This window comes from Methylobacter sp. BBA5.1 (genome assembly GCF_000746145.1).
Classification (GTDB): domain Bacteria; phylum Pseudomonadota; class Gammaproteobacteria; order Methylococcales; family Methylomonadaceae; genus Methylobacter; species Methylobacter marinus.
Genome location: NZ_JQKS01000030.1, coordinates 30,997 through 52,031, shown reverse-complemented (window position 1 = coordinate 52,031; position 21,035 = coordinate 30,997). Strand labels below are relative to the sequence as shown.

Genomic DNA, 21,035 nt, shown 5'->3' with positions numbered 1-21,035 from the left:
TCCTCCGGGTCAGTGATAACAGCCAATACCGGTTGGTTTCGGGCCTTTTCCGGCCGGCCGGCGCGTTTTTACATGCTTCGAGGCGGATTCGGGCGCGTCCATGAGTCTTGCTCCCGAGTTCTCAGGTGTAACTATGACGGAGACAGACAGGAAATGTTTCCGAAATAAACCCGCCGCCCGAACGGCAAGTCCGCCGTTTTTCACGCCATAAGCCAATGCCAGCAAGCCCGCGGGAATGGCGAAAACCCAAACGGCATAGGCCAGGTTCAGGGTATTGCGGCCGTCAACCCAGCCGCGCAGCAGCGGCATCAGCAGCGTGACGGTCAGATACAGCAATGCCGCAATAACCATGGATGCGTACCAATCGCAGTGCCGGTCCAGGCTCAGCTGCAGGCAGATACTCAGGAAATAGCTCAGAATGCCGATAAGGCGATGGCTGTCTTCCGCCGACAGACTGAGCGCATCGGACAGCGCGTCACCGGCATAAACGCTGAACACAATCCGCAGGCTGTTGGCGCACAAGGTGGTCAGCCAGGCCGCCATAAGCGCCGAAACGATGCGGCCCAGCGGGTGGAGCCGGTCCGGCAGCAACCATAAGTAACCGAGCAGCGAGATAATGAAAAAATTGCCTCCCGCACACGCCTTGACGATGCGGATATGATGCTCCCTGTCCAGCCATTCGCCGTTAGCCAAAGGTTCAAAGGACAGCGGGCTGAGCAGTTCCAGCAACAGGACCAGGGGATATAACAGCCATTGCAGTTCATCGGCGTTGGCCACGCTGTAATAGTGTTTTATGCCGATGACCATCAGGGCGGTCAATCCTCCATTGACCGCCGCACGGTTGGATATTTTCAACTGGCCGTTAAACATGATCTTGGCCCTTGCGCAGGCGCTTGGCGGCGATTAACGCCATGAGCATGGCCATCAGCCAGTAGAATTCCGGTTCCGGCATGGGCCGCGCGGCCAGCGCGTATTCGGAAACGCCTTGCGGCAGCGGCAAAGGCTGATGCACGTCTTCGGCCTGTCTGGCCGCATTGGCGACCACTTCATCCACGGCAATGAAAGCGGTGTAGGGCGTCAGCAAAGAATAATCCAGGCCCAGCTTGATGATTTCGTCGCGATTCAAGGCCATATCGTTGCCCGCCCTATCCGCCAGGCGCATCAGCCGGTTTCTTGCCCACAGCACGGGCAGCAGCCCGGCGCGGCTGTCATGGCTTGCCTCCGCCAGCGGCATGGCGACGTGATACGTACCGTTCGCGCTTTGGCCCTGCAATTCAATGGCGGCCTGATCGCTTGTTGCGCGGTATTTGCCGAAAATCACGATGGGCCGCTCGGCCAGCATCAGCGGGATGTGCTTGGGTTCCAGGTCATAAAGCTCGACATCCTTGCCGGTCACGGCGATGTTGCTCAGCAACGGCGCTTCGATAATGCGGCGAAAGCGTGTGCTGACCGCGTCCACTTCCTGTTCGCCGGTGACGATGAACGGCTCGCCGGCGCCGGCTTTGGCCATGGATTCGATCAGATGCCGGTTCACCGAACTGCCGATGCCGAAGGCAAACAGATTGCTGTTGTTGAGATGGTCGGCGATCAGCGTGTAAGCCTCGCGCTCGGCATTCACATAGCCGTCGGTGATCACGACCAGACTGCGCGCCACATCGGCTTTACGCGGCATGGCATAAGCCTGGGTCAGGGCGTTGATCAGTTCCGTGCCGCCTCCGCCGTTATAGCCCGACATCATGGCGAGCGCCTGCCGGATATGTTCGGGGGTTGCCGTTAAAGGCTCCGGCGACAAGACGCTGGCATCGCCGGCAAAAAACAGGATATTGAAGGATTCGGTCGGCTTCAGCGCGCTCAGCAATCGGGTCATTAGCTGTTTGGCGGTATCGAGCGGAAAACCGAACATCGACCCGGACACGTCCACCACGAACAGGTATTCACGGTTCATGATCTGTTCGGATTGCACGCGGGCGGGCGGTTCGGCCATCATCAGAAAATAGTTGTCCGCGCCCTGGCTGTAGGTCATCAGGCCGGAGACGATCTGCTCGTCCTGCAGGCGAAAGCGCAGAATGAAATCCCGGTTGCCCGGCTGCGTTTCGGAACCGGCCAGACTGACCGTCGCCGACTTGTCGCTTTGCCAGCGGGTTTCGATTTTATGCTGAACCGATTGCAGGTCCTTGATGGCGATCGGGCTGTCGATGGCCAGATTGATGCGGGTTTCGGTCGCCGCCGGGTTACGGCCATTGGCATCCTTGGCGTAAGGGTTGGCGATCCAGGCGGCATCGCGCGCCGTCTGCAACGGATCGCTGCCATAGCGCGGCCCGACCACGGTCGGATACACCAGCTCGTAAACGCCTTGTTCGGGAATCAGCAGCTCGCTGTAGGTGAGCGTCAGTTCCACGTCGTCGCCCGGCATGATATTAGCGACATCCATCATGAACACGTTCGGGCGCTGCTGGGTCATTAGCGCGGCGCGCTTGCCCTCCTGCCGCGCCTGGGCGAACAACTGTTTGGCCTGCTGCTTTTCCTCGATTTTGGCCTTGACGATACGTTCGCCGATTTTCATGGTCAGGCCGTGCACGGCGGCATGCGTGGAACCCGGAAACACGTAGCGGGCATTGATCGCGCGCTGGCCGTCATTGCGGTAATGCTGGCTGACGGTCACCTCGGCAATCGGGCCATTGATGCGGATATCGGCATGGCTGGCCTTTAACGGCAGCACATCGGTAGCGGGGTCACCGTCCGGTATCCATAGTCTGGGCGCCAGGCTTTCGGCGCAGTCGTCGCAAATCGTCTCCGCCTGGCTGCCGGCGGCGATGCAGAACAGCAGGATGATAATTGATAAGTGTTTGAACATGGTCTTTCCTCGTCATCTGTGGTTTAAGATGAAACGAGTATAAAAACCGAATGCGGGGCTTTTATGCGATGAACATGTGTTTTTGATGGGGAATGTGTGTGCGGGTTAACACCGTTCCCGATGTAGGGGCGAATTCACTTGTGCCCTTTAGGGTATTCGCCCAAGGCGACTAAAGTCGCCTCTACAAATGCTGCCGGGCGCATACGATGAAATCATGGAACAGCGAATGAGTGTAGCGGCGTTCGGTGTTGCTGACCTGGGCCGCTAGAGACGATTCTACGAGCAAGGACCGGGCTGGACTATCGGTGCGGCAGAAGGCCAGGTCATATTCCTTCGATAAAGGGAGGCGCTTCTCTTTTAGCGAGTTGTCAACTACACTTGACTCATACTCAGAGTGAACCGAACGGTATCGAAGGCGGAAGCTTATCGATGGTCGAGGGCTGCTGTCCACTGAGGTCTGGCAGGCGACCGCCTGTTGAGCTACAGGCACTTGGAAGTGCGGCGGCGGAATATGGAAAAAAATCTGTCCTGCGGGAAAGGCTATTGCAATATCAGCAAATAGGGCGGCCAAGATAAGGAAAATGGGTAGCATCCCCTTTTTCATCGGTGACATTGTGTCACCCAGCGCTAATACAATTTCAGCAACGGACTACAAGCTTTTTTATCGCGAATGCAAGGAGATACACCTGACTAAAACCAGCTAATTGCAGTGGACAAGCCGACTGCGTCCAACGCAAATATTATTCTAACAATGCCAACCAAATAAGGACTTCCATGGCCAATAGTATTGTATATCAAATGATCAATGAATTTGCCGCCCGCAAGGGTGTAGGCGCATTTCCTCGTTGCGAACGAGAAAGAATCGTGGACCAATTGCGTGATCGCGTAGCCAAGCCATCAAAAATATATCAAGGAAGGAGCAGTTTATGTGGTCCGGCTTCATTTCTGTATGCCATTGCAACGGATAAGCCGCACGTTTATGTGAAATACATCATTGATTTATACGAACAAGGCGAAGCAGCCATCGGCAATTTAAGAATAAAACCAGGCGCGGCTTGCAAAAACTACGACGTTCCTAAAGCTCTCATACAAGAAATAGACTGGATAGGGCTTGCGAGCCTCAGAGACTCGACAAATTCCATTTTCGACTATCAAACAGTGGATGACCAGTTCGCCGGGATAACTTTACCAGACCATTTGCAGGAATGGTTTATAAAGAGCGGGTACACCCAGGTCTATAACAGAACCAATTTAATCTTCGACAAGAACCTGTATACACTTCATTCAAGCGCACCAGAAACGGCAAAGCGGATACGTCATTTGTCTATTGATCGGCGCCAACTTACTTTCGGGCTATCCTAAAGGCAAAGTGCCCGCCGACCATTGGGTCGTACTAAATTCTGATATTCAGATCGATGGCTGTCCCGCAATCAGTTGGTTGCCACTAGGCGCCAAAGTGGATGATGACGAGACCGTGTATGACAAAAAAATCGATTTCAAAGTGTACACTTGGGGTCAAGCCGATTATCCAGTCAATAAGAAAAGGAAAGACGTCACCGTGGGCGAGTTCCTGGACTATTTTTATGGTTACGTATCGGCAAAGCTCAGCTAAGGACGGATTTATGAAAAGACTGGTTATGCTGATTTTGCTGAATTTCATGGTTGCGTGCACGCTCAGGTCGGCATCAGATGCAAAGCCGAAATTGCTCGATGTTGTTTTTTCCAAGGCGTTTCCGAGTGCCTCGTTTAACAAGGTAGAGTTTTCAAAAGACGGAAAGTCCATACTGGCTGTACCTTATTCTGGCGCGGTTTATGTGGTTGACAGCGAAGATTTCTCAATGAAAACTCTGGAGCTAGAAGGAACCTTGGCAGAGGCAGGATTTATTCCCAATGGAAATGAAGTCTTCACAGCCGATCTTTATGGATTTGCACAAATATGGGATTCAAATTTAAAGAAACGTTTCAGTTACAAGTTTCCAGAAAGTGGGAAGCTGGCTAGCGTCAGCGAGGGTTCGAAATACATAGCGTATGGCGGTTATTTGTACGACACATCCGCCAATAAGCTCCTGGCAGAGCCGGTTGACCATGTTGATCAGAGCGCACTGCAATTTCACGGTAGCGACTATGTATTGTCCGCAGGGTATTGGGATCAATTCGTGATCATAAGAAATCTGACTGACGATACCCGTACGCTTTGGAGAACCGATGACAGGATAACCGCAGCAGTTGCCGTTGATGATTTTATCGTGGCAGGCACTGACGATGGTAACTGTTATGTTTGGACCATGCCGGGAGACAAACCTGTGCGCACAATTACAGGTTGGGGGAGAATTTACTTAATGGCTAAACACCCTAATGAGCCCATATTTGCAATCAGCCGGGAAGACAGCGCAACCGTCTACTCGCTCAGACCCTTTAAGAGATTGCTTGATATAGATGCGAGCGACTTGATACAGTCCCTCACCCTCTCAGAGAATGGCATCATTGCCCTCGGAGAAAGCAATGGAACCATTCAGATGTGGGATATCAACAAGAAAGCGCTGATTGGAACGTACAGAGTTGATAACGACCCCATTTACGGTCTAGCCATCGATCCCAAGACATCCAACTTAGCCGCTGGCACTTATTTCGGCAAATTATTATTGTTGAAAGCGAACAGGGAAAGCCATGGGGGGACTCCTTAAACTGAATATTTCATCAAGAAGACCAAAAGTAAGCGCCTCTAGGCGACACGGAGTACATGAAGTTTTTTAAATTCAGTTCTTTACACGGTGTTTCAATAAAATCATGACGTTGCAAGGAGAAAAATGGCAACCCCTGTTTTTCTTCGTGAACTCTGTGGTTTCATGAAATATCCGGGTTAACGTTATAGTTATGCGAATAATAAGTAAGAGGTAGTCATGAAGTTTATAAGTATTTTGCTGGGTATCTGGTTGTTAAGTGCATGTGCCGCTACTGATATGACAGCACGTTTAGCGCGAGGAAAGGGAGGAATTCCTACTACCCAATTTTCCGATGCAAAAACGATAGAAGAAATAAGAGCTCTTAAACCACAAGCGCGAATACCATTAAAAATTGCAGTAATGCCATCGAACAGGTGGGAGGCGCTTTCTCAAGAAGAACGGGATGTAATCGAAAAATGGAGCGATGATCTAAAGAAGCTTGGTTTTGTTAAAAGCATCGAAATCGTTCCAAAATCAATTGCGCCAACTTGCGGATATCAAGATGATAGTAACTGTTTCCTTCAGGGTTCTAGAACGGCGGGGGCTCGTTTAGGCGCCGATGCAATTTTGTTCCTAAATGACAGCACAGTAACTGATACATATATGAATCCACTAAGTATTTTAAATCTCACAATAGTTGGTATGTGGATTGTTCCAGCACATCATAGAGACTCATATTCCATCTATGAAGCGTCACTTTTTGATATAGATAATGGATATCTTTATGCTGTGGTTGAAGGAGGTGGTGAGCACAAGGTCCTTAGGCCATATATGTATGACGAGTACCGTGTTGGCGAGAAAGAAGCTCGAATAAAAGCTTTAAACGCAGTCGGTAGTAAGTTATACGCGCTGGCTAAAGAGCAAATGGCGACGCTGAATTCGCTTAACAAAAGCAATTAACTCGGACAATTTTCCGCGGTGTTCTGTTCAAGTCCTGCATATCGCTACGCTAGCAGGACCGTAGGTGCGATTACGCTGCGCTAATCGCACCTACGGTCCTAATATATATTTACTTCAGAATGAATGAGCGCGGCGGCGCTTAAACATGGATGCCTAGCGACAGTTTTCAGACCTTCATTTGCCATTGACAGGCAGTCAAGAAACCGCAGTCGCGGCTGAAGAATTTGATAAAACGATTAAATTCAATAGCCTAACGTTGAGCAAAAATCCGGGCGTTGATGCAATTTTTAAGGCTCACTGCGCTCAAAAAAGCATAACCAATTCTGCGCTTCTTACTTCAACAAGTCCGGAGAATCCACCGTGAAAACATTGACTAAATTGGTTTTGGGCATGATGGGACAATTGCGCCCCGGTCCCGTTCGGGGGAAATCGACAGAATCGATCGCGCTGCCCCCGCCTCAGAAAACGGGAGGACTTCCGCTGATGGAGACACTGCTCAATCGCTGTTCGTCGCGCGAATTTGCGCCTGATGCTTTGCCCTTGCAGCTACTTTCCGACTTGCTTTGGGCGGCTTATGGCGTTAACAGACCCGATGGCGGGCGTACCGCGCCTTCGGCCTTGAATGCGCAAGAGATAGATGTTTATGTGGCACTTCCTGAAGGCGCTTATTGGTATGACGTTCACAGGCAAGCGCTCGACCTTATGGTGAAACAGGATCTGAGGCGAATAACGGGTTATCAGGACTTTGTCGATGAAGCGCCGTTGGATTTGGTTTATGTGGCCGATCACAGGCGCATGGCGATGGTACCGGTCACTCAACGTGAATCCTACGCTTCCGCGGCGGCGGGCGCCATTGCACAGAATGTCTATTTGTTTTCCGCGAGCGCCGGTCTGTCTACGGTCATTCGCGCCTGGATCGACCGTGCCGCCATTGCCGACGCGCTGGAATTGTCTCATGATCAACAAGTGTTGTTGTCGCAGACAGTCGGTTTTCCCAAGCGTGGCGCCAGGGATTAAAGCGTAGCAAGTTATATTTGCGGTTCTGCCGCAAAATTGACAAGCTTCCAATTTTTTCATACTTTCATTCAGTCAAAAAGGCTATTTATGCTTCTGGCGGGAGCGAAGTGACTCCCTTTCAATCGTTATTCGTAGTTCCTTAGGAAAAATCTACAGGTATGTATGTGCCGCTTTATTTTTTGAGGATACTCTATGAACCAACAAACGCCTGCCCGTCGAAGATTCATCAAGCAAGTAATTTTGGGCGCCAGTGCTCTGGCGCTTCCACCACTCAATGTCCTTGCCCGGCCTGCCAGGGAGCGCCTGGGCGTCGCCCTGGTGGGACTGGGCCACTACAGCACCCACCTTCTGGCCCCGGCCCTGCAGCGCACGAAGTACTGTTATCTTGCCGGCATTGTCACCGGGACACCGGCCAAAGCCGAGCAGTGGAAACGGCGCTATGGCATTCCTGACCGGAATATTTATGACTATCAATCGATGGATAAGATCGCCGACAACCCGGATATCGATGTCGTCTATATCGTGCTGCCCAATGCCATGCATGCGGAGTACGTCATCCGCGCCGCCAACGCCGGAAAGCATGTCTGGTGTGAAAAGCCCATGGCCATGACAGTCAAGGAGTGCGAAGCGATGCTCAAGGCCTGCCGGGATAACAAGGTCAAGCTGGCGATCGGCTATCGCATGCAGCATGAGCCCAATACCCAGGCCGTGATCCGCTTCGGCAAAGAGCGAGCCTATGGACCGGTAAAATCGATATCGGCCGCCGCCGGATTCTACTACAATCGAACCGACCACTGGCGGCAGAAAAAGAGCATGGGTGGCGGCGCTATGTATGACATGGGCGTTTATTCGCTGCAGGCCGCGCGCTATTGCAGCGGTAAAGAGCCGATCGCGGTGACCGCCCGACAGTCGACGAACCGCCCGGAAGTTTTCAAGGATGTGGACGAAACGATGACCTTCGATCTCGAGTTTCCAAGCGGCATCAAGGCGCATTGCAAGACCAGCTTCGCTACGAGTATGAATTCCCTGCACGTGGACTGCGAAAAAGGCTGGTATCAGCTGGAGCCCTTCCAGAAGTACAGCGGTATCCGTGGATCAACCAGCGATGGCAAAACATTGGACGCCTTCCTGGACAGCCAGCAAGCCAGGCAAATGGATGACGATGCTTTCGCTATTTTACACAATCAATCTTTGCTGGTGTCCGGCGAGGAAGGACTGCGCGATATTCGGGTTGTGGAGGCGATATTCTCATCGGCGAAAACCGGTCGGAGAATAGTGATCTAAAAAGCGATGGAATATCAGAAACCTATCGACACGCCAGCCACAGTAGACAAGCTGACTTGACGAACATGCGGAGAAAACTGTTTTGAAGCGGGACGGGGATTGTGGTCCCCGTCCCTAATGTTTCTGCAATGTTTGAGCTCAGAAGCTATGCTTAACCAACGCCAAACTTTATGGACGGGGCAATATGCCCCGTCCAGCCGCAGGTAGATCATTAATATAGCGGGACCTTACGGTTTCAAGGCTCTGGCAAGGGCGGCGGTCAAGCCCTGATCCATTTTTGTAGGGGCGAACCTATGTGTTCGCCCTTGCCCGACGGTTCCCCCTCGGCCAATGGTTTCCCGGTAACCTGTCGTGCACCGGGCACAGGGCGGACACGCAGGTCCGCCCCTACGGTTCATCCCGGAATTGGAAATGGACCTTGCGGTTGTTTCGGCAATCCCGTAAGGGCGAGCGGCCCCACAATGATATTAACGGCAGAGGCTTATCCTCTGTGCGGAAACCTGAGCCGCGCCTCCGTGCCGTTGTCATGCGAGACCATCTCCACTCGGCCTTGATGCAGTTCCATCACTTCCTTCACAAAGTTCAGGCCCAGCCCCGAACTGCGCCCGCGATTGCCGGGGCGCGGCAGGGAATAAAAACGCTCGAAAATACGTTCCCTGGCATAGTCCGGTATGCCCGTGCCATGGTCGCGAATGGACACCACCAGCCAGTCCTCGTCGGCGTAGCCGCTGATACGGATGTGCCCGGCATCGGGCGAGAAATCGATGGCGTTGTCGATAATATTGAACAAGGCCTGACGGATCAAAAAGCGCTCGCCCGGCACGCTGAACGCTATAGGATGCTCGATGTTCAGACCGATCGCGCGCCGCTCCAGCGTACCCTGCAGGGAAGCGCCGATTTCAGCTAGCAGTTCGGTAAGCGGAACCGTTTGCGTCTCGATCGAGCCTTGCCGGTTTTCCAGCGCCGCCAGTTCCAGCAGGCGCTGAATGAGGTTGAGCGCCCGGTCGTTTTCGGACTGGATGTTTTGAATGAACCGCTGGCGCTGGGCGGCCGGCATCTCCTCCAGCAGCAACTCCGCCGACGCCTTGATGGAAGTCAGCGGGCTTTTCAGTTCATGCGCCAGGGTCTGCGTGTACTTTTCGATGTAGTGCTTGCCGTCGAGAGCCTTGCGCATGGCGTCGATGGCGTTGACGACCGTACCGATTTCATTGCGGCCCAAGTCGGGCGCGCCGACCGGTTCGCCCGCGGCGATGCGTTCGGCGAACCGGGCCGCCTGGTAAAGCGGCCGGCTGACCCAGAGATAAAGCATGGTGGCGATGACGATTACCAGCACGGTGACGCCGAGGACCGTCCATAGCAGATCCTGACGGGCGGCCATAATGAAATGCGAGACGGTGACCTTGGGCTTGCCGACGCTGAGCACGCCGACGAGGTCATTGCCGCGGTAAATCGGTGCGGCGATATAAGCGATGGAATTGCTCTCGCGCTGTTCGATTCCGCGCATGCGCCGGTCGTTCGGCGACGAGCGGGCGCCGTATTGGCCTTGCAAGGTTCTGGACACATCGCGCCAGGCGGCGAAATCCTTGCCGACGTCGAGCTGGTAGGAATCGAACAGCACCTTGCCGGCCCGGTCGGTAATGTAGACGCGGATATCGACGGCGTTTTTTATCAGGCCGTAAATGTCGGCGTTGACCTGCCGCGCATAAACACGGGTCAGGGCTTCTTGCAGCCTGTCAAAGCGCGGCGGGGCCTGATCGAATTCCTGGCTGGCGATTTCGGCCAGAATGTTGGCCATATCCACCAGCGGCTCTTCGAACGATTGATAATAGCGCGGCCGCAGTTCCAGGCTGAGCCAGCGCTCCAGCACGAAAAAACCGCTGCCCAGCGTGACCAGGAATATCAGCAGGATGCGGGTCCTGACCGTCATGCCGGCGGATTCAGGGCGTAACCGATGCCGCGCAAGGTGCGGATGGCGTCTTCCTGGGGACGGACGGCGTGCAGTTTGGCGCGCAGGGTCTTGATATGCGTATCGATGGCGCGGTCCAGGCGGTGCTCCGGCGCGTCCCAGCACTGCGCGAGCAACTCTTCCCGGGTAAAGACCCGCTGTGGCTGGCTGACGAACGTATGCAGCAGCCGGTATTCCTGCAGCGTCAGATCAAGGGGCAGGCCGTAATAACGGATTTCATATTGTTCGGGAAAAATCCGGAAACGCTCGGGGGCGGCAAGCGATGGCGGCGCCTCCGGTTTCGGCTGGCTGCGGCGCAATACGGCCCTGACCCGGGCATTGAGTTCGCGCGGGCTGAACGGCTTGCCGATATAGTCGTCGGCGCCCAGTTCCAGGCCGACGACGCGGTCGATTTCCTCGGTGCGCGCGGTCAGGAAAATCACCGGCGGCGGTGCGGCCAGCCGGGCTTGCAACGATCTCAGGACATCGAAGCCGTTCATGTCCGGCAGGCCGATGTCCAGGATGATTAATTGCGGCCGCAATGCTAAGGCCTGCTCCAGGCCGTCGGCGCCGGTGGCGCTCCAATGCGTTTTAAAGCCATCGGTATTCAACGCATAACAAATCGTTTCCGCGATGGCGGGTTCGTTTTCAATGATCAGTACCGCGGACATAGTATCGGGCCAGTAGGGGCGAAAGCTGGAGAAGGTCGATTATAACCAAATTTAATGATGAATTTCCCATTCGCTACGGCGCCGGCTTGGCATGGTCTTAGAAAAAGGGAGTGAGCTTGCAAAACCATATAAAGCGCGTAACCCGGATGAAACCTGCGAAGCCCTGGATTCCGCAGGTTTCATCCGGGCGATTTCTCTGAGCCTCCCTGTCCCTTGATTCAATAAGACGCCAGTTCCTGCTCCAGATCCTTGACCAGCGTGGCGACCAGGGACCTTAAGGAGCCGGTCTCCAGAAAAAGCCGTCGCTGACGAAGATAGCTGGGGTGTCTGACGAGATGACTGTCCAGCTGCTGTAAATACTCCGCGGTTCCCAGTTCACGCGCGGTTGGGGCCAATTTCTGCAGCGTTTCCTGAATCACGGCCTTGATAGGGCGATTGCGGCCCTGGTCATCGAAGATATAGTCGGCCTCCAGCCCCTGGTAGGAGGCGTTGAAACTGTTCATTTTTTCCATCCACCAGGGGCGGGGTTGCAGATGATCGCCTGCTTTCTGCTCGTGACAGCGGAGGAGATAGACGATCAGGGTGTAGGTCAGCGCCGCCATCAGGATATTCTCGCGGACGGTGGGCAATGCATCCATCACCCGGACTTCAAGGGTGCCGAAACCGGGGGAAGGGCGTAAATCCCAGTGCAGATCGCGGCATATGGCGCTCAGCCCGGCCGTGCGTGTGTTTTTGAAGAATTCGGCAAAATCGTGCCAGGCACTGAAACTGGGCGGCACGCCGTAATCTCTGAAAATCGCCAAGAACCGCTGACGAAAGGAGGCAAAGTTGGTGTCCTCCCCCTCCCAAAAAGGCGAACTGGCCGATAATGCCAGCAGGATGGGCAAATAGGGCTTGAGCAACGTCATAACGGCCAGCGCCGCATCCCCGGAAGGCATGCCGACATGGACATGCAGGGCGAAGGTTTTCAGCCGGCGCGCCAGATAGGCCATTTTTTGCTCGATGGCGAGGTAGCGCGGCAGCGGGGTGATGCCGGCCGGATGCCGGCAGAAAGGATGGGCGCCGGCGGTACAAAGGATAATACCTGAAGATTCGCAACGGCCCTTCAGCGTCTTGACCAGCGAGATCACATCCGCTTCCAGTTCACGGATGTTTGCGCAGACCTTCGAGTTGATCTCAACGGAACATTGGGTCAATTCCGGCTTGATTTCCGGCGTTTCGGGATAATTGTCCAGCAGGGGCGATATGCCATCGGTCAAATCCAGGGTAACGGGATCCAGTAGCTGAAACTCGATTTCGATGCCCAGCGTGGTTTCCGGGCATGCCTTGAATTCGATATAGGGATGAGCCTCGGGCTCAGGCTTCCTGGGCAGCATAGGTGTTGATCGCTTCTCTTGCGACCTCGTTGAAGAAGGCCGCTCCGACTTTCAAGGCCTCTTCAGCAAAATCGAAGGCCGGGCTGTGCAGGGGAATGTTCTCCCAGCCTTCGCGCCGGGCGCCGAACCGGACATAACAGCCCGGGATCCGTTCGAGATAATAGGCGAAATCCTCGGCGCCCATGCTGGGATAATCGAGGGGGACCAGTCCCTGCTGGCCGACCACTTTTAGCGCCGCGGCTCTGGCGATCTCCGCCTCCTGTTTGGTATTGACCACGGGCGGATAGCCTTCCGTGACTTCCACATCGACGACGGCGTTATGCAAGACCCCGGTCGCTTTCGCCATGCGTTTGAGACCTTCGATGATGTGTTTTCTCACCGGGCGTTCGGTGGTGCGAATGGTGCCCTGCAGCACGGCATGCTCGGCAATGACGTTAGGCGCCGTGCCGGCCTGTACCTGGCCGATGGTCACCACCGACGGATGAAACGGGTTGATTTCCCGCGATACCAGGGTCTGTACCGCCATGATCAGCAGGCCGGCGACGACCACGGCATCGACAGCCTCATGGGGCCGTGCGCCGTGCCCTCCGCGCCCCCGTACCCGGATGACAAACTTATCGGACTGGGCGGTGATGACGCCTGGGGCGACCATGATTTCCCCCACTCGGAACTGACGCATCACATGGCCGCCGAAGATCGCCTTGACGCGGTTCAGGGCTCCGGACTGGATGATCACTCGGGCGCCGGCCCCGCGCTCTTCGGCCGGCTGGAAAATCAGCACCACATTGCCGGGCGGCGGATTTTCCTTGAGCATGGCGGCCGCTCCCAGAAGCATGGCCATGTGGCCATCGTGGCCGCAGGCGTGCATTTTGCCCGGATTGACAGAGGCGAAAGACAGTCCGGTCGTCTCGTCGCCGGGAAGGCCGTCCATATCGGCCCGCAACGCGATCGTCGGGCCATCGTCCCGACCGCTGATCCTGCCGACAACGCCGCCGCCTACGCCGCCGTATTCGAAAGGAATATCCAATCGTTGCAATTCCTCCATGATGACCAACGCGGTCTGCTCTTCCTCAAACGCCAGTTCCGGATAGCGGTGGAAGGTTCTGCGCAGTTCCACCATCCGGGGAAATATCCATTCAGTCAATGCTTGCACGCTCATAACCTCTCCCACTGCTTTTCTGCTCGAAAACGAAGTTGTTATGACATCTGATTCGATTTGCCGCGTAAGATTCCGCTAATGTTTATGAGGTTGGTCAATTGTGGAGATAAGGTTGCGGCCGGGGTGAATGCCCTGTCGGTCAATGTGCAGACCGCTCACTGACCGACAGGGCGCCAGAGGTGACCATAAACCCGGTAGGGTACGCAGTGCGTACCTTTGGGGATGGCATTCACCGGGACCGCTGGAAAAGGTACGCACTGCGTACCCTACTGTATCTTTCAGGCAGGCTTGTCAATAACAAAACTCAATTTTCACAACAGCCGTTGCTTTCATGTAACGGCTGATTGCTCTAATTCAAGGAGGCTGTATGATTCGCGGAATAGGCTTTCACTCTGACCCCAATTATTCACGCCCAAAACCCGGTATTGGTTTCCATGGAGGACCATTGGAAACAGGAACGCTCGCTATTTCGTCGGTTACGCGGTTTAGTGCGAATGAATTCGCACCTACACCGGAAATTCATCCGCGCACTTGAGGAAGTTATTTTATGCGCATTCCTAAGTACTAGCCCCTCGTTCAGCATCCGTCGAATCTCTTCCAATAATTCTCCTTCGATATGCCGCTTGAATAACTCCCGATATCTGGCTTGCCCCTGACCCGCAAAGAAAGCCATCTGGCTATCAAAAAGAGTAGCAAGTACCGAGTCTCAGTTATAGGTGTTTGACACGAGTTTTTTTGCTGGGCTTTTCCTATACCCTTTGCTGAGCGCAGCTTCAGAATTAACGGCTTCGTCAATCAGTAACAGACGCTTGCCCGGCCGCCCATGCGAAAGCCAGTCCTGCCACGAGGTTCGAAATGAAGCGGTTAACGCGGAACAGGATTCAGGACAACGCATTGGTCCTTATATCAGATACAAACACTTCCCTGGAGGTCGCATCATGTCTGATCACAAAAATGAGAAAACCCGAAACGGGATAACCCGTCGCGACTTTTTGGCCACGAGCGCCGCCGCGGCAACCCTGGGAGCCTTGGGCTTATCGGACCCGGCCAGCGGCGGACCGGAACTTCAAGCCGCGTCGGGGAGAAAGTCAAAAGGCCCCCGCTGGCTGAAGGGCCGCCGGCCGAATTTCCTGATTCTCATGTGCGACGAGATGCGCTATCCGCCGCCTTATGAAACCGAATTTGCCAAGGAATTTCGGCAAACCTACCTGAAAACACAGAATGCGCTGAGGATGCAGGGCATGGAATTCCATCGGCATTATGCCGCCTCGGTCGCCTGTGTCCCCAGCCGGGCTTCCCTGTATACCGGCCATTATCCATCCCTGCATGGCGTCACCCAGACCACCGGGGCGGCCAAGGAAGCGTCCGATCCGGATGTATTCTGGCTGGATCCCAATAGCGTTCCCACGATTGGCGATTACTTCCGGGCCGGCGGCTACCAGACTTACTGGAAAGGCAAGTGGCATGCCTCCGATGCCGATTTAATTCTCCCCGGTACTAACGATCCGATCGCCAGTTATGATTCAAGCGGCCAGCCCGTGCCGGCCCAGGAGGCGCTTTACCTTGAAGCGGACCGGCTTGAGCCGTTCGGTTTTTCGGGCTGGATCGGCCCCGAGCCTCATGGAAGAGCACCGCTCAACAGTGCATCCTCGGCTAAAGACGCCCAGGGCCGGGATATCGGATTTGCCAATCAGGCGGAACAACTCATTCAGCAGCTTCATCACAGCCACAGCCAACAACCGTGGCTCATCGTCAGTTCTTTTCTCAATCCCCACGATATTACGCTTTGGGGATTGGCGGCAGAGCTTTCCGGAAGCTTCGATTTCACGATTGAAGATATCGTACCGGAGTTTCTGCTGCAGCCCGCTCCCTCGGGGCCGACCCAAGCGGAGAATCTGGCCGGGAACAACAAGCCCGGTTGTCAATCCAGTTACAAAGACGCCTATCACAGTGTTTTTCAGCCTATCCTTTTCGAAGAGGAATATGTCCGGTTCTATTACCAGCTGCATAAAAACGTCGACGAACAAATGATGAGGGTCTACCAATCCCTGCTCAACTCCCGCTTTAGCCGCGACACCATCGTCATCTTCACCTCCGATCACGGCGATCTCCTCGGTTCGCACGGCGGCTTGCACCAGAAATGGTATACCGCCTATGAAGAAGTCGTCCATGTCCCGCTGATCATTTCCAATCCCTACTTGTTTCCGCGGCCGCAATCGGTGGATACCCTGACCAGTCATGTCGATTTGTTGCCTACGCTGCTGGGGCTGGCCGGTCTCGACCAGGAGACGCTTCGCGAGCAACTCGCCCGGAACCATACCGACGCCCAACCCTTGGTGGGCCGCGACCTGTCGCCGCTGGTGCTCAGTGAGGTGAGTTCTGATGCCATGGAAGAGGCGCCGGTTTATTTCATGACCGATGACGATCCCAGCCGGGGCCTCGATCAGGACAACTGGACCGGAATTCCCTATAACTCAGTCATCCAGCCCAACCATATCGAGACCGTGATCGCGCGGCTTTCGGACGGGAAACTCTGGAAATACTCGCGTTATTTCGATAATCCCCAATTCTGGAGCGATCCGGAGACACCCCCCAGTGATACGGTCGTGATTCCGCCCAAAGAGCCGTTGCCTGCCGCCGAAGGCACTTACACATTCGAATATACCGTGACCGTAAAGGAGGCTCCGGCGCCTGATGAGTTCGAGATGTACAATTTGACGGATGATCCCCTGGAGCAGAGCAATCTCTATGGGAACTTCAGCTATCAAGCCCAACAGCAAGAGCTGGCGGCATTACTGGTTCAGCAGTGCGAGCAAAAACGGTTGATACCCAATACCAGCAATGGCACCGTACCGAGTCAACCGGCGTGCTGACCAGAATATATTTCACCACGAAGGCCAAAGGCGCCACTAGAGCAATCAGCCGTTACTTGAAAGCAACGGCTGTTGTGAAAATTGAGTTTTGTTATTGACAGGCCTGCCTGAAAAATACAGTAGGGTACGAGGCTGTGAAAGAATTAGTGAAAAACGTCATAAAAAGCCTTATTCACCACGAAGATCACGAAGGACACGAAGAAAAAATTAAGTTAATCAAAAGCTTAAAACTTCGTGCTCTTCGTGTCCTTCGTGGTTAAATCCCTTAAATTGAATACTTTCACTGTCTCTCCTGCGTGGGAACCCATACCGGTGCTCATTCCAGCTGCTGTCTGCATTCCCATTTATGCCCTTCAGGGTACGCAGGAGCGTGGGAATGAGGAAATGCCCTGTCGGTCAGTGAATGGCTTGTTTTCATGGCGACCCATGCCTGAAGGTGGTGTTTCCGGCTAATAAATAAACGCTATGGAATTCTATTCTAATAAAACGGGTTAAGTTGCTTGGTGTTAATCATACAAGTCGTTCATGCCCTTCGAGGCTGTATGAACTTTCCGGGTTAAGGCTATTTTCGCCCATTCCCCCACGCTTCCTCCCAGGACTCCGGCTTCCCGGGCTCAAAACAACAGAGCGTCCAGGCATAGGCAATGCCCTCGGCAAGCACCTCTTTAACACCGGCGCTACTTCTCCACCAATGCGAAAAATCATAGGTCGATGGCGGCGCCGCAATTGTGCCGACTTCCACATGCTTCCCGAACGCCAATTGATAGAGATTGCGTGAGCGCCGGGTATGGGGGCCGCTGCTGAACAGGTCGAAAGCGGTAACTTTGCGTCCCTGAGACTCAAGCAGCTGCCTGACAGAAACGCTGCTTCGATAAGTCCGGTCCTGAGCCGATGCCGGCGCGGGAGCGACAATAATCTGCGCGTCGGCAATGCCTAATTGCTTCAATTCATAAGCGGCGCGTTCAGCGTAAGTGCTAAATCCGGACCGGCAGAAGTTGCCCTCAATCGGCCCGCCGCTGACGACAATGGCTTCATAGCCGCCCTGTTGAAAAGTGTCCGCCGCCATGCGTAAAGACGGCAGTGAAACCCAGCCCTCGACAACCAGTAAACCATGCCGGACAGGACTATTGACAGCTAAAAAATTGGGCAGTGCGTAAACAACGGCCGACAGGCTTCCGCAGCCGATTAAAGTAAAAAACAGTATCCCGGCAACAGTGGGAACCGGGATCATTCTGAGATGAAATAAATGGAAGGAAATTAAGGGCATGGGTTTATCAGGACTGTAGCGATCCGTTCAAACGTGCTGTTGCTCTGTCCTTTGCCGGCGACCTTTGGGCGCGGTTTTGGCGCATCAGGCGGAAGTCTCCAAATCCACGTAGGATTCCGGCCTGAATCGCGGCGTGCAGATCGCAAGAAAGACGAGACTGGTAGTGCCGGTGTTTTTGATCCGTTGAGAACGGCCTGCGGGAATAGACACGACATCAGCGGGGCCAACCGGCACGTACGGGGCGCCATCTATTTCCACTTCTCCCTCGCCTTCAAGGATGACATAGCGTTCGACCGTACCGCGGACGGCATGCAGGCAGGTCGTAATGCCGGGCTCGACGCGAGCCCGGGCAATTGAGCAGGCTTCATCATCGGGCGTATTGAGCATCTCGACAATGAAACATTTCTCGTCGGTATAGAACTCGGTTTCGGGCTTGAAGCGCCATACCGTTTCCATGGTCAACTCCTTGCATTCAATAAAAAAACAGGCCTTGCCTTTGATATTCAGGCATTGCCGTGGCGTTTGAAACCCGATTCAACCGATAGGATAAACAAGGCCCCTGTCGGGCTATTCGCGATTATTCTGCATAACGTTGTCATGATGATTGGGGTCATGCCGATTTTGTCCTTTGGTATTTTCACAGCCCCAAAGTATTACCAGTATAAAAAGCATCAGTGTTGATCGTTTCATCACCCGCTCCTTAATCAAATGGTGGCTCGGGCGAATAACATAGCAGAATCCGATGCAGCTAACTACCTCCATTTTGCTAACTGATGTTACGCGGATAATTGACTCAGGCGCCACTGTGGGAGCGATGCCTTTATGCCCTTTGGGTATACATCGCGACTGCCGGGCGTAAGATCAGGTGCTAATATTAAGAACCGTGCCCGCGCTCAGCCTCAGTATGGGTTCCCACGGAGGACCGTGGGAACCAGGGCAAAGGGAGTCTGTATCGTGCGGATGCATTGTAGGGGCGGACCTACGTGTCCGCCCTGTTTCGGGTGCACAACAGGCTATCGGGGAACCACAGACCAAAGGCGAACCATTGGGCAAGGGCGAACACACAGGTTCGCCCCTACATGTCTGTTCATTTTACGGTATCAGGGTATCAATCCGTAGTAATTGCCAGATTAGGCTGAGCTATTTGCTTAGGTTAGCGCGTTCCTGTTCGATCAGCTGGTTCATGATTTCGATCATCTTTTCATGAGAGCCGGCTAAAGGGCCGTTGGTTTTGTATTTGCCGTTGATGATGACGGCTGGCACACCGGTGACGCCGTATCGGGCCGCTATCGCGCCGGCCTGGCGCATTTTCGTGTCGACCAGGAAGGAATTGTAGGCGGCGCGGAACTGTTCTTCGTCGACGCCGTGCTCGGCAAAGAATTTGGCCAGTTGGTCTTCGTCTTCAAGTTTCTGTTTTTTGACCTGAATGGCGTCAAAAAAATCGGCATGCACCTTGTCGACCACGCCCAGCGCCTCGGCCGTGAAATAGGCCTTGGCGTGTTTGCCCCAGAGGCTGCTGAACACGGCCGGCTGGCGGATGAATTCAACATAGTCGGGCAGGTTTTGTTCCCATTTTCTCAGCAGCGGCTCAAAGTCATAGCAATGCGGACAGCCGTACCAGAAGAACTCGATAACTTCGACTTTGGCGGGATTGTTGGTCGGTTGGGCCTGCGACAGGGTTTCATAACCGACTGGCTCGGCTTTCAGCAGCATGGACCATGAAAACAACAGGATCAAAAGACCGGTTGGGATGATTTTTTTTAACATGATTTAGAGTTCTCCATAAGAATGTAATCCGGACAAAAACATATTGACGCCAAGGAACGCGAACAACGTGACGAAAAAGCCGATGATAGCCCACCAGGCCATCGGTTTGCCATTCCAGCCTTTGGTCAGGCGCATGTGCAGCCAGGCCGCGTAGTTCAGCCAGACGATCAGGGCCCAGGTTTCCTTGGGGTCCCATGACCAGTAGCCGCCCCAGGCCTCCGCCGCCCATAGGGCTCCGAGTATAGTGGCCAGCGTGAAAAAAGCAAAGCCGAGGGCGATGGCTTTGTACATGACGTCTTCCAGCAACGGCAGCGCCGGCAGGCGCGTGGCCGCCAGGCCGTTCGGGTTTCGGGCTTCGGCCCCGGCTTTCAGGATGAACACGACGCCGATCATGGCGGCCAGCGAGAACGAGCCGTAGCCGATGAAATTGGCGGGCACGTGGATTTTCATCCAGTAGCTGTTCAGCGCCGGCACCAGCGGCTGGATTTCATGGGCCTGCTTGTCGAAGGTGTACCACAGCAGAAAGCCTACCGCGGCGCTGATGACCAGCAGCACGAAGCCGCCCAGGGAGCGCGTTTTGTAGCGCTGCTCGTAATACAGGTACAGCAGCGCCGTGATCAGCGAGAACAGGATGAACACTTCATACAGGTTGCTGACCGGGATATGGCCGATATCGGCGCCCATCAGGTACGATTCGCGCCAGCGCACCATCAGGCCGGCCATGCCCATCGCCGTGGCCGACCAGGTCAGGCAGCCCGCCACCTTGCCGGAGAATGCGTTGCCGGAAAACAAATGGCCGAAATAGGTGACGGTTGCCATCACGTACAGCGCGCTCATCCACATGATGGCCGACTGGCTGGCCAGCAGGTATTTGAGGAAGAAATTGCTGTCGGCCGCCGACAGGTCCGCTCCGTAAAGCGCAATGGCGAACAGGCTGAGGCCGGCGATGGCCAAAGTAAAGGTTCGCAATGACGGCCAGAACCAGCCCAGCCAGACCGTCAACAGGCCGCTGCCGAGCAGGATGGCGATTTCGAATCCATCCATCAGGTGCCGGTACTGGCTGAAGGCGAACACGGTGCCGGCCATGATCAGCAGCGCCCAGGCCCAGTCAAAGCGCGAGCGCTGTGTTAAAAAGCCGTCTGATTTGAAGTCTTGATCTAAAAGATTTTCCATAGCGGTATGCAGAGATTGGTTACAGA

The 21,035-nt window shown here is 54.5% G+C and carries 18 protein-coding genes; 7 read left to right on the top strand and 11 right to left on the bottom strand.

The window, feature by feature from the left end; all coding sequences use genetic code 11:
* Nucleotides 1-9: 9 nt before the first annotated feature.
* The 3 genes from xrtK to EK22_RS17370 all read right to left on the bottom strand — a co-directional run bounded on the left by xrtK (nt 10) and on the right by EK22_RS17370 (nt 3,467).
* A complete protein-coding gene (gene xrtK, locus EK22_RS17380) occupies nt 10-870 on the bottom strand; it encodes an exosortase K (RefSeq protein WP_036253021.1) in 861 nt (286 codons plus the stop codon).
* The gene (locus tag EK22_RS17375; protein WP_036253019.1) at nt 863-2,854 is read right to left on the bottom strand and encodes a VIT domain-containing protein; all 1,992 of its coding nucleotides are present in this window, start codon (nt 2,852-2,854) and stop codon (nt 863-865) included. Before EK22_RS17375 ends, xrtK begins: the two co-directional genes overlap by 8 nt.
* Nucleotides 2,855-3,035: 181 nt before the next feature.
* On the bottom strand, nt 3,036-3,467 hold the full coding sequence (locus EK22_RS17370; protein ID WP_036253017.1) for a hypothetical protein: 432 nt from the start codon (nt 3,465-3,467) through the stop codon (nt 3,036-3,038).
* A 161-nt stretch (nt 3,468-3,628) separates the two neighbouring features.
* Between EK22_RS17370 and EK22_RS17365 the strand changes: the two genes are divergently transcribed.
* The 6 genes from EK22_RS17365 to EK22_RS17340 all read left to right on the top strand — a co-directional run bounded on the left by EK22_RS17365 (nt 3,629) and on the right by EK22_RS17340 (nt 8,778).
* Nucleotides 3,629-4,216: a hypothetical protein gene (locus EK22_RS17365; protein ID WP_036253015.1), complete on the top strand. Its 588-nt coding sequence runs from the start codon at nt 3,629-3,631 to the stop codon at nt 4,214-4,216.
* Nucleotides 4,217-4,223: 7 nt separating this feature from the next.
* On the top strand, nt 4,224-4,466 hold the full coding sequence (locus EK22_RS25335) for a hypothetical protein (protein ID WP_235209439.1): 243 nt from the start codon (nt 4,224-4,226) through the stop codon (nt 4,464-4,466).
* Nucleotides 4,467-4,476: 10 nt separating this feature from the next.
* Entirely contained in the window at nt 4,477-5,538 is a 1,062-nt protein-coding gene (locus EK22_RS17355) for a WD40 repeat domain-containing protein (RefSeq protein ID WP_036253011.1), read from the top strand.
* A 216-nt stretch (nt 5,539-5,754) separates the two neighbouring features.
* Nucleotides 5,755-6,477 (top strand): hypothetical protein, encoded by a 723-nt coding sequence (locus EK22_RS17350; RefSeq protein ID WP_036253009.1) that lies wholly within the window; start codon nt 5,755-5,757, stop codon nt 6,475-6,477.
* Between the two features lie 360 nt (nt 6,478-6,837).
* Nucleotides 6,838-7,494 (top strand): nitroreductase family protein, encoded by a 657-nt coding sequence (locus EK22_RS17345; protein ID WP_036253007.1) that lies wholly within the window; start codon nt 6,838-6,840, stop codon nt 7,492-7,494.
* Between the two features lie 192 nt (nt 7,495-7,686).
* Nucleotides 7,687-8,778, top strand: coding sequence for a Gfo/Idh/MocA family protein (locus tag EK22_RS17340; RefSeq protein WP_036253005.1), 1,092 nt, complete (start codon nt 7,687-7,689; stop codon nt 8,776-8,778).
* A gap of 481 nt (nt 8,779-9,259) precedes the next feature.
* Here EK22_RS17340 and creC read toward each other — a convergent pair whose 3' ends face one another.
* The 4 genes from creC to EK22_RS17320 all read right to left on the bottom strand — a co-directional run bounded on the left by creC (nt 9,260) and on the right by EK22_RS17320 (nt 13,929).
* Nucleotides 9,260-10,705 (bottom strand): two-component system sensor histidine kinase CreC, encoded by a 1,446-nt coding sequence (gene creC / locus EK22_RS17335; RefSeq protein ID WP_036253002.1) that lies wholly within the window; start codon nt 10,703-10,705, stop codon nt 9,260-9,262.
* Entirely contained in the window at nt 10,702-11,394 is a 693-nt protein-coding gene (gene creB, locus EK22_RS17330) for a two-component system response regulator CreB (protein ID WP_036253000.1), read from the bottom strand. The genes creC and creB overlap by 4 nt, the downstream gene beginning before the upstream one ends.
* 218 nt (nt 11,395-11,612) lie before the next feature.
* Nucleotides 11,613-12,770, bottom strand: a complete 1,158-nt coding sequence (locus tag EK22_RS17325) for a carboxylate-amine ligase (protein WP_051954362.1) — start codon at nt 12,768-12,770, stop codon at nt 11,613-11,615.
* Entirely contained in the window at nt 12,751-13,929 is a 1,179-nt protein-coding gene (locus EK22_RS17320; RefSeq protein WP_036252999.1) for a M20 metallopeptidase family protein, read from the bottom strand. The genes EK22_RS17325 and EK22_RS17320 overlap by 20 nt, the downstream gene beginning before the upstream one ends.
* Before the next feature lie 938 nt (nt 13,930-14,867).
* Here EK22_RS17320 and EK22_RS17315 point away from each other — a divergent pair.
* Entirely contained in the window at nt 14,868-16,802 is a 1,935-nt protein-coding gene (locus EK22_RS17315) for a sulfatase-like hydrolase/transferase (protein WP_235209438.1), read from the top strand.
* A gap of 562 nt (nt 16,803-17,364) precedes the next feature.
* Here EK22_RS17315 and EK22_RS17310 read toward each other — a convergent pair.
* The 4 genes from EK22_RS17310 to ccsB form a co-directional block, all read right to left on the bottom strand.
* Nucleotides 17,365-18,069 carry a YdcF family protein gene (locus tag EK22_RS17310; protein ID WP_051961954.1) on the bottom strand — a complete coding sequence of 235 codons (705 nt, stop codon included), beginning with the start codon at nt 18,067-18,069 and terminating at the stop codon, nt 17,365-17,367.
* 84 nt (nt 18,070-18,153) lie between these two features.
* The gene (locus EK22_RS17305; RefSeq protein WP_036252997.1) at nt 18,154-18,525 is read right to left on the bottom strand and encodes a cupin domain-containing protein; all 372 of its coding nucleotides are present in this window, start codon (nt 18,523-18,525) and stop codon (nt 18,154-18,156) included.
* A gap of 684 nt (nt 18,526-19,209) precedes the next feature.
* Entirely contained in the window at nt 19,210-19,836 is a 627-nt protein-coding gene (locus EK22_RS17300; protein ID WP_036252995.1) for a thiol:disulfide interchange protein DsbA/DsbL, read from the bottom strand.
* A 3-nt stretch (nt 19,837-19,839) separates the two neighbouring features.
* Nucleotides 19,840-21,009: a c-type cytochrome biogenesis protein CcsB gene (gene ccsB, locus EK22_RS17295; RefSeq protein WP_036252993.1), complete on the bottom strand. Its 1,170-nt coding sequence runs from the start codon at nt 21,007-21,009 to the stop codon at nt 19,840-19,842.
* Nucleotides 21,010-21,035: the final 26 nt, after the last annotated feature.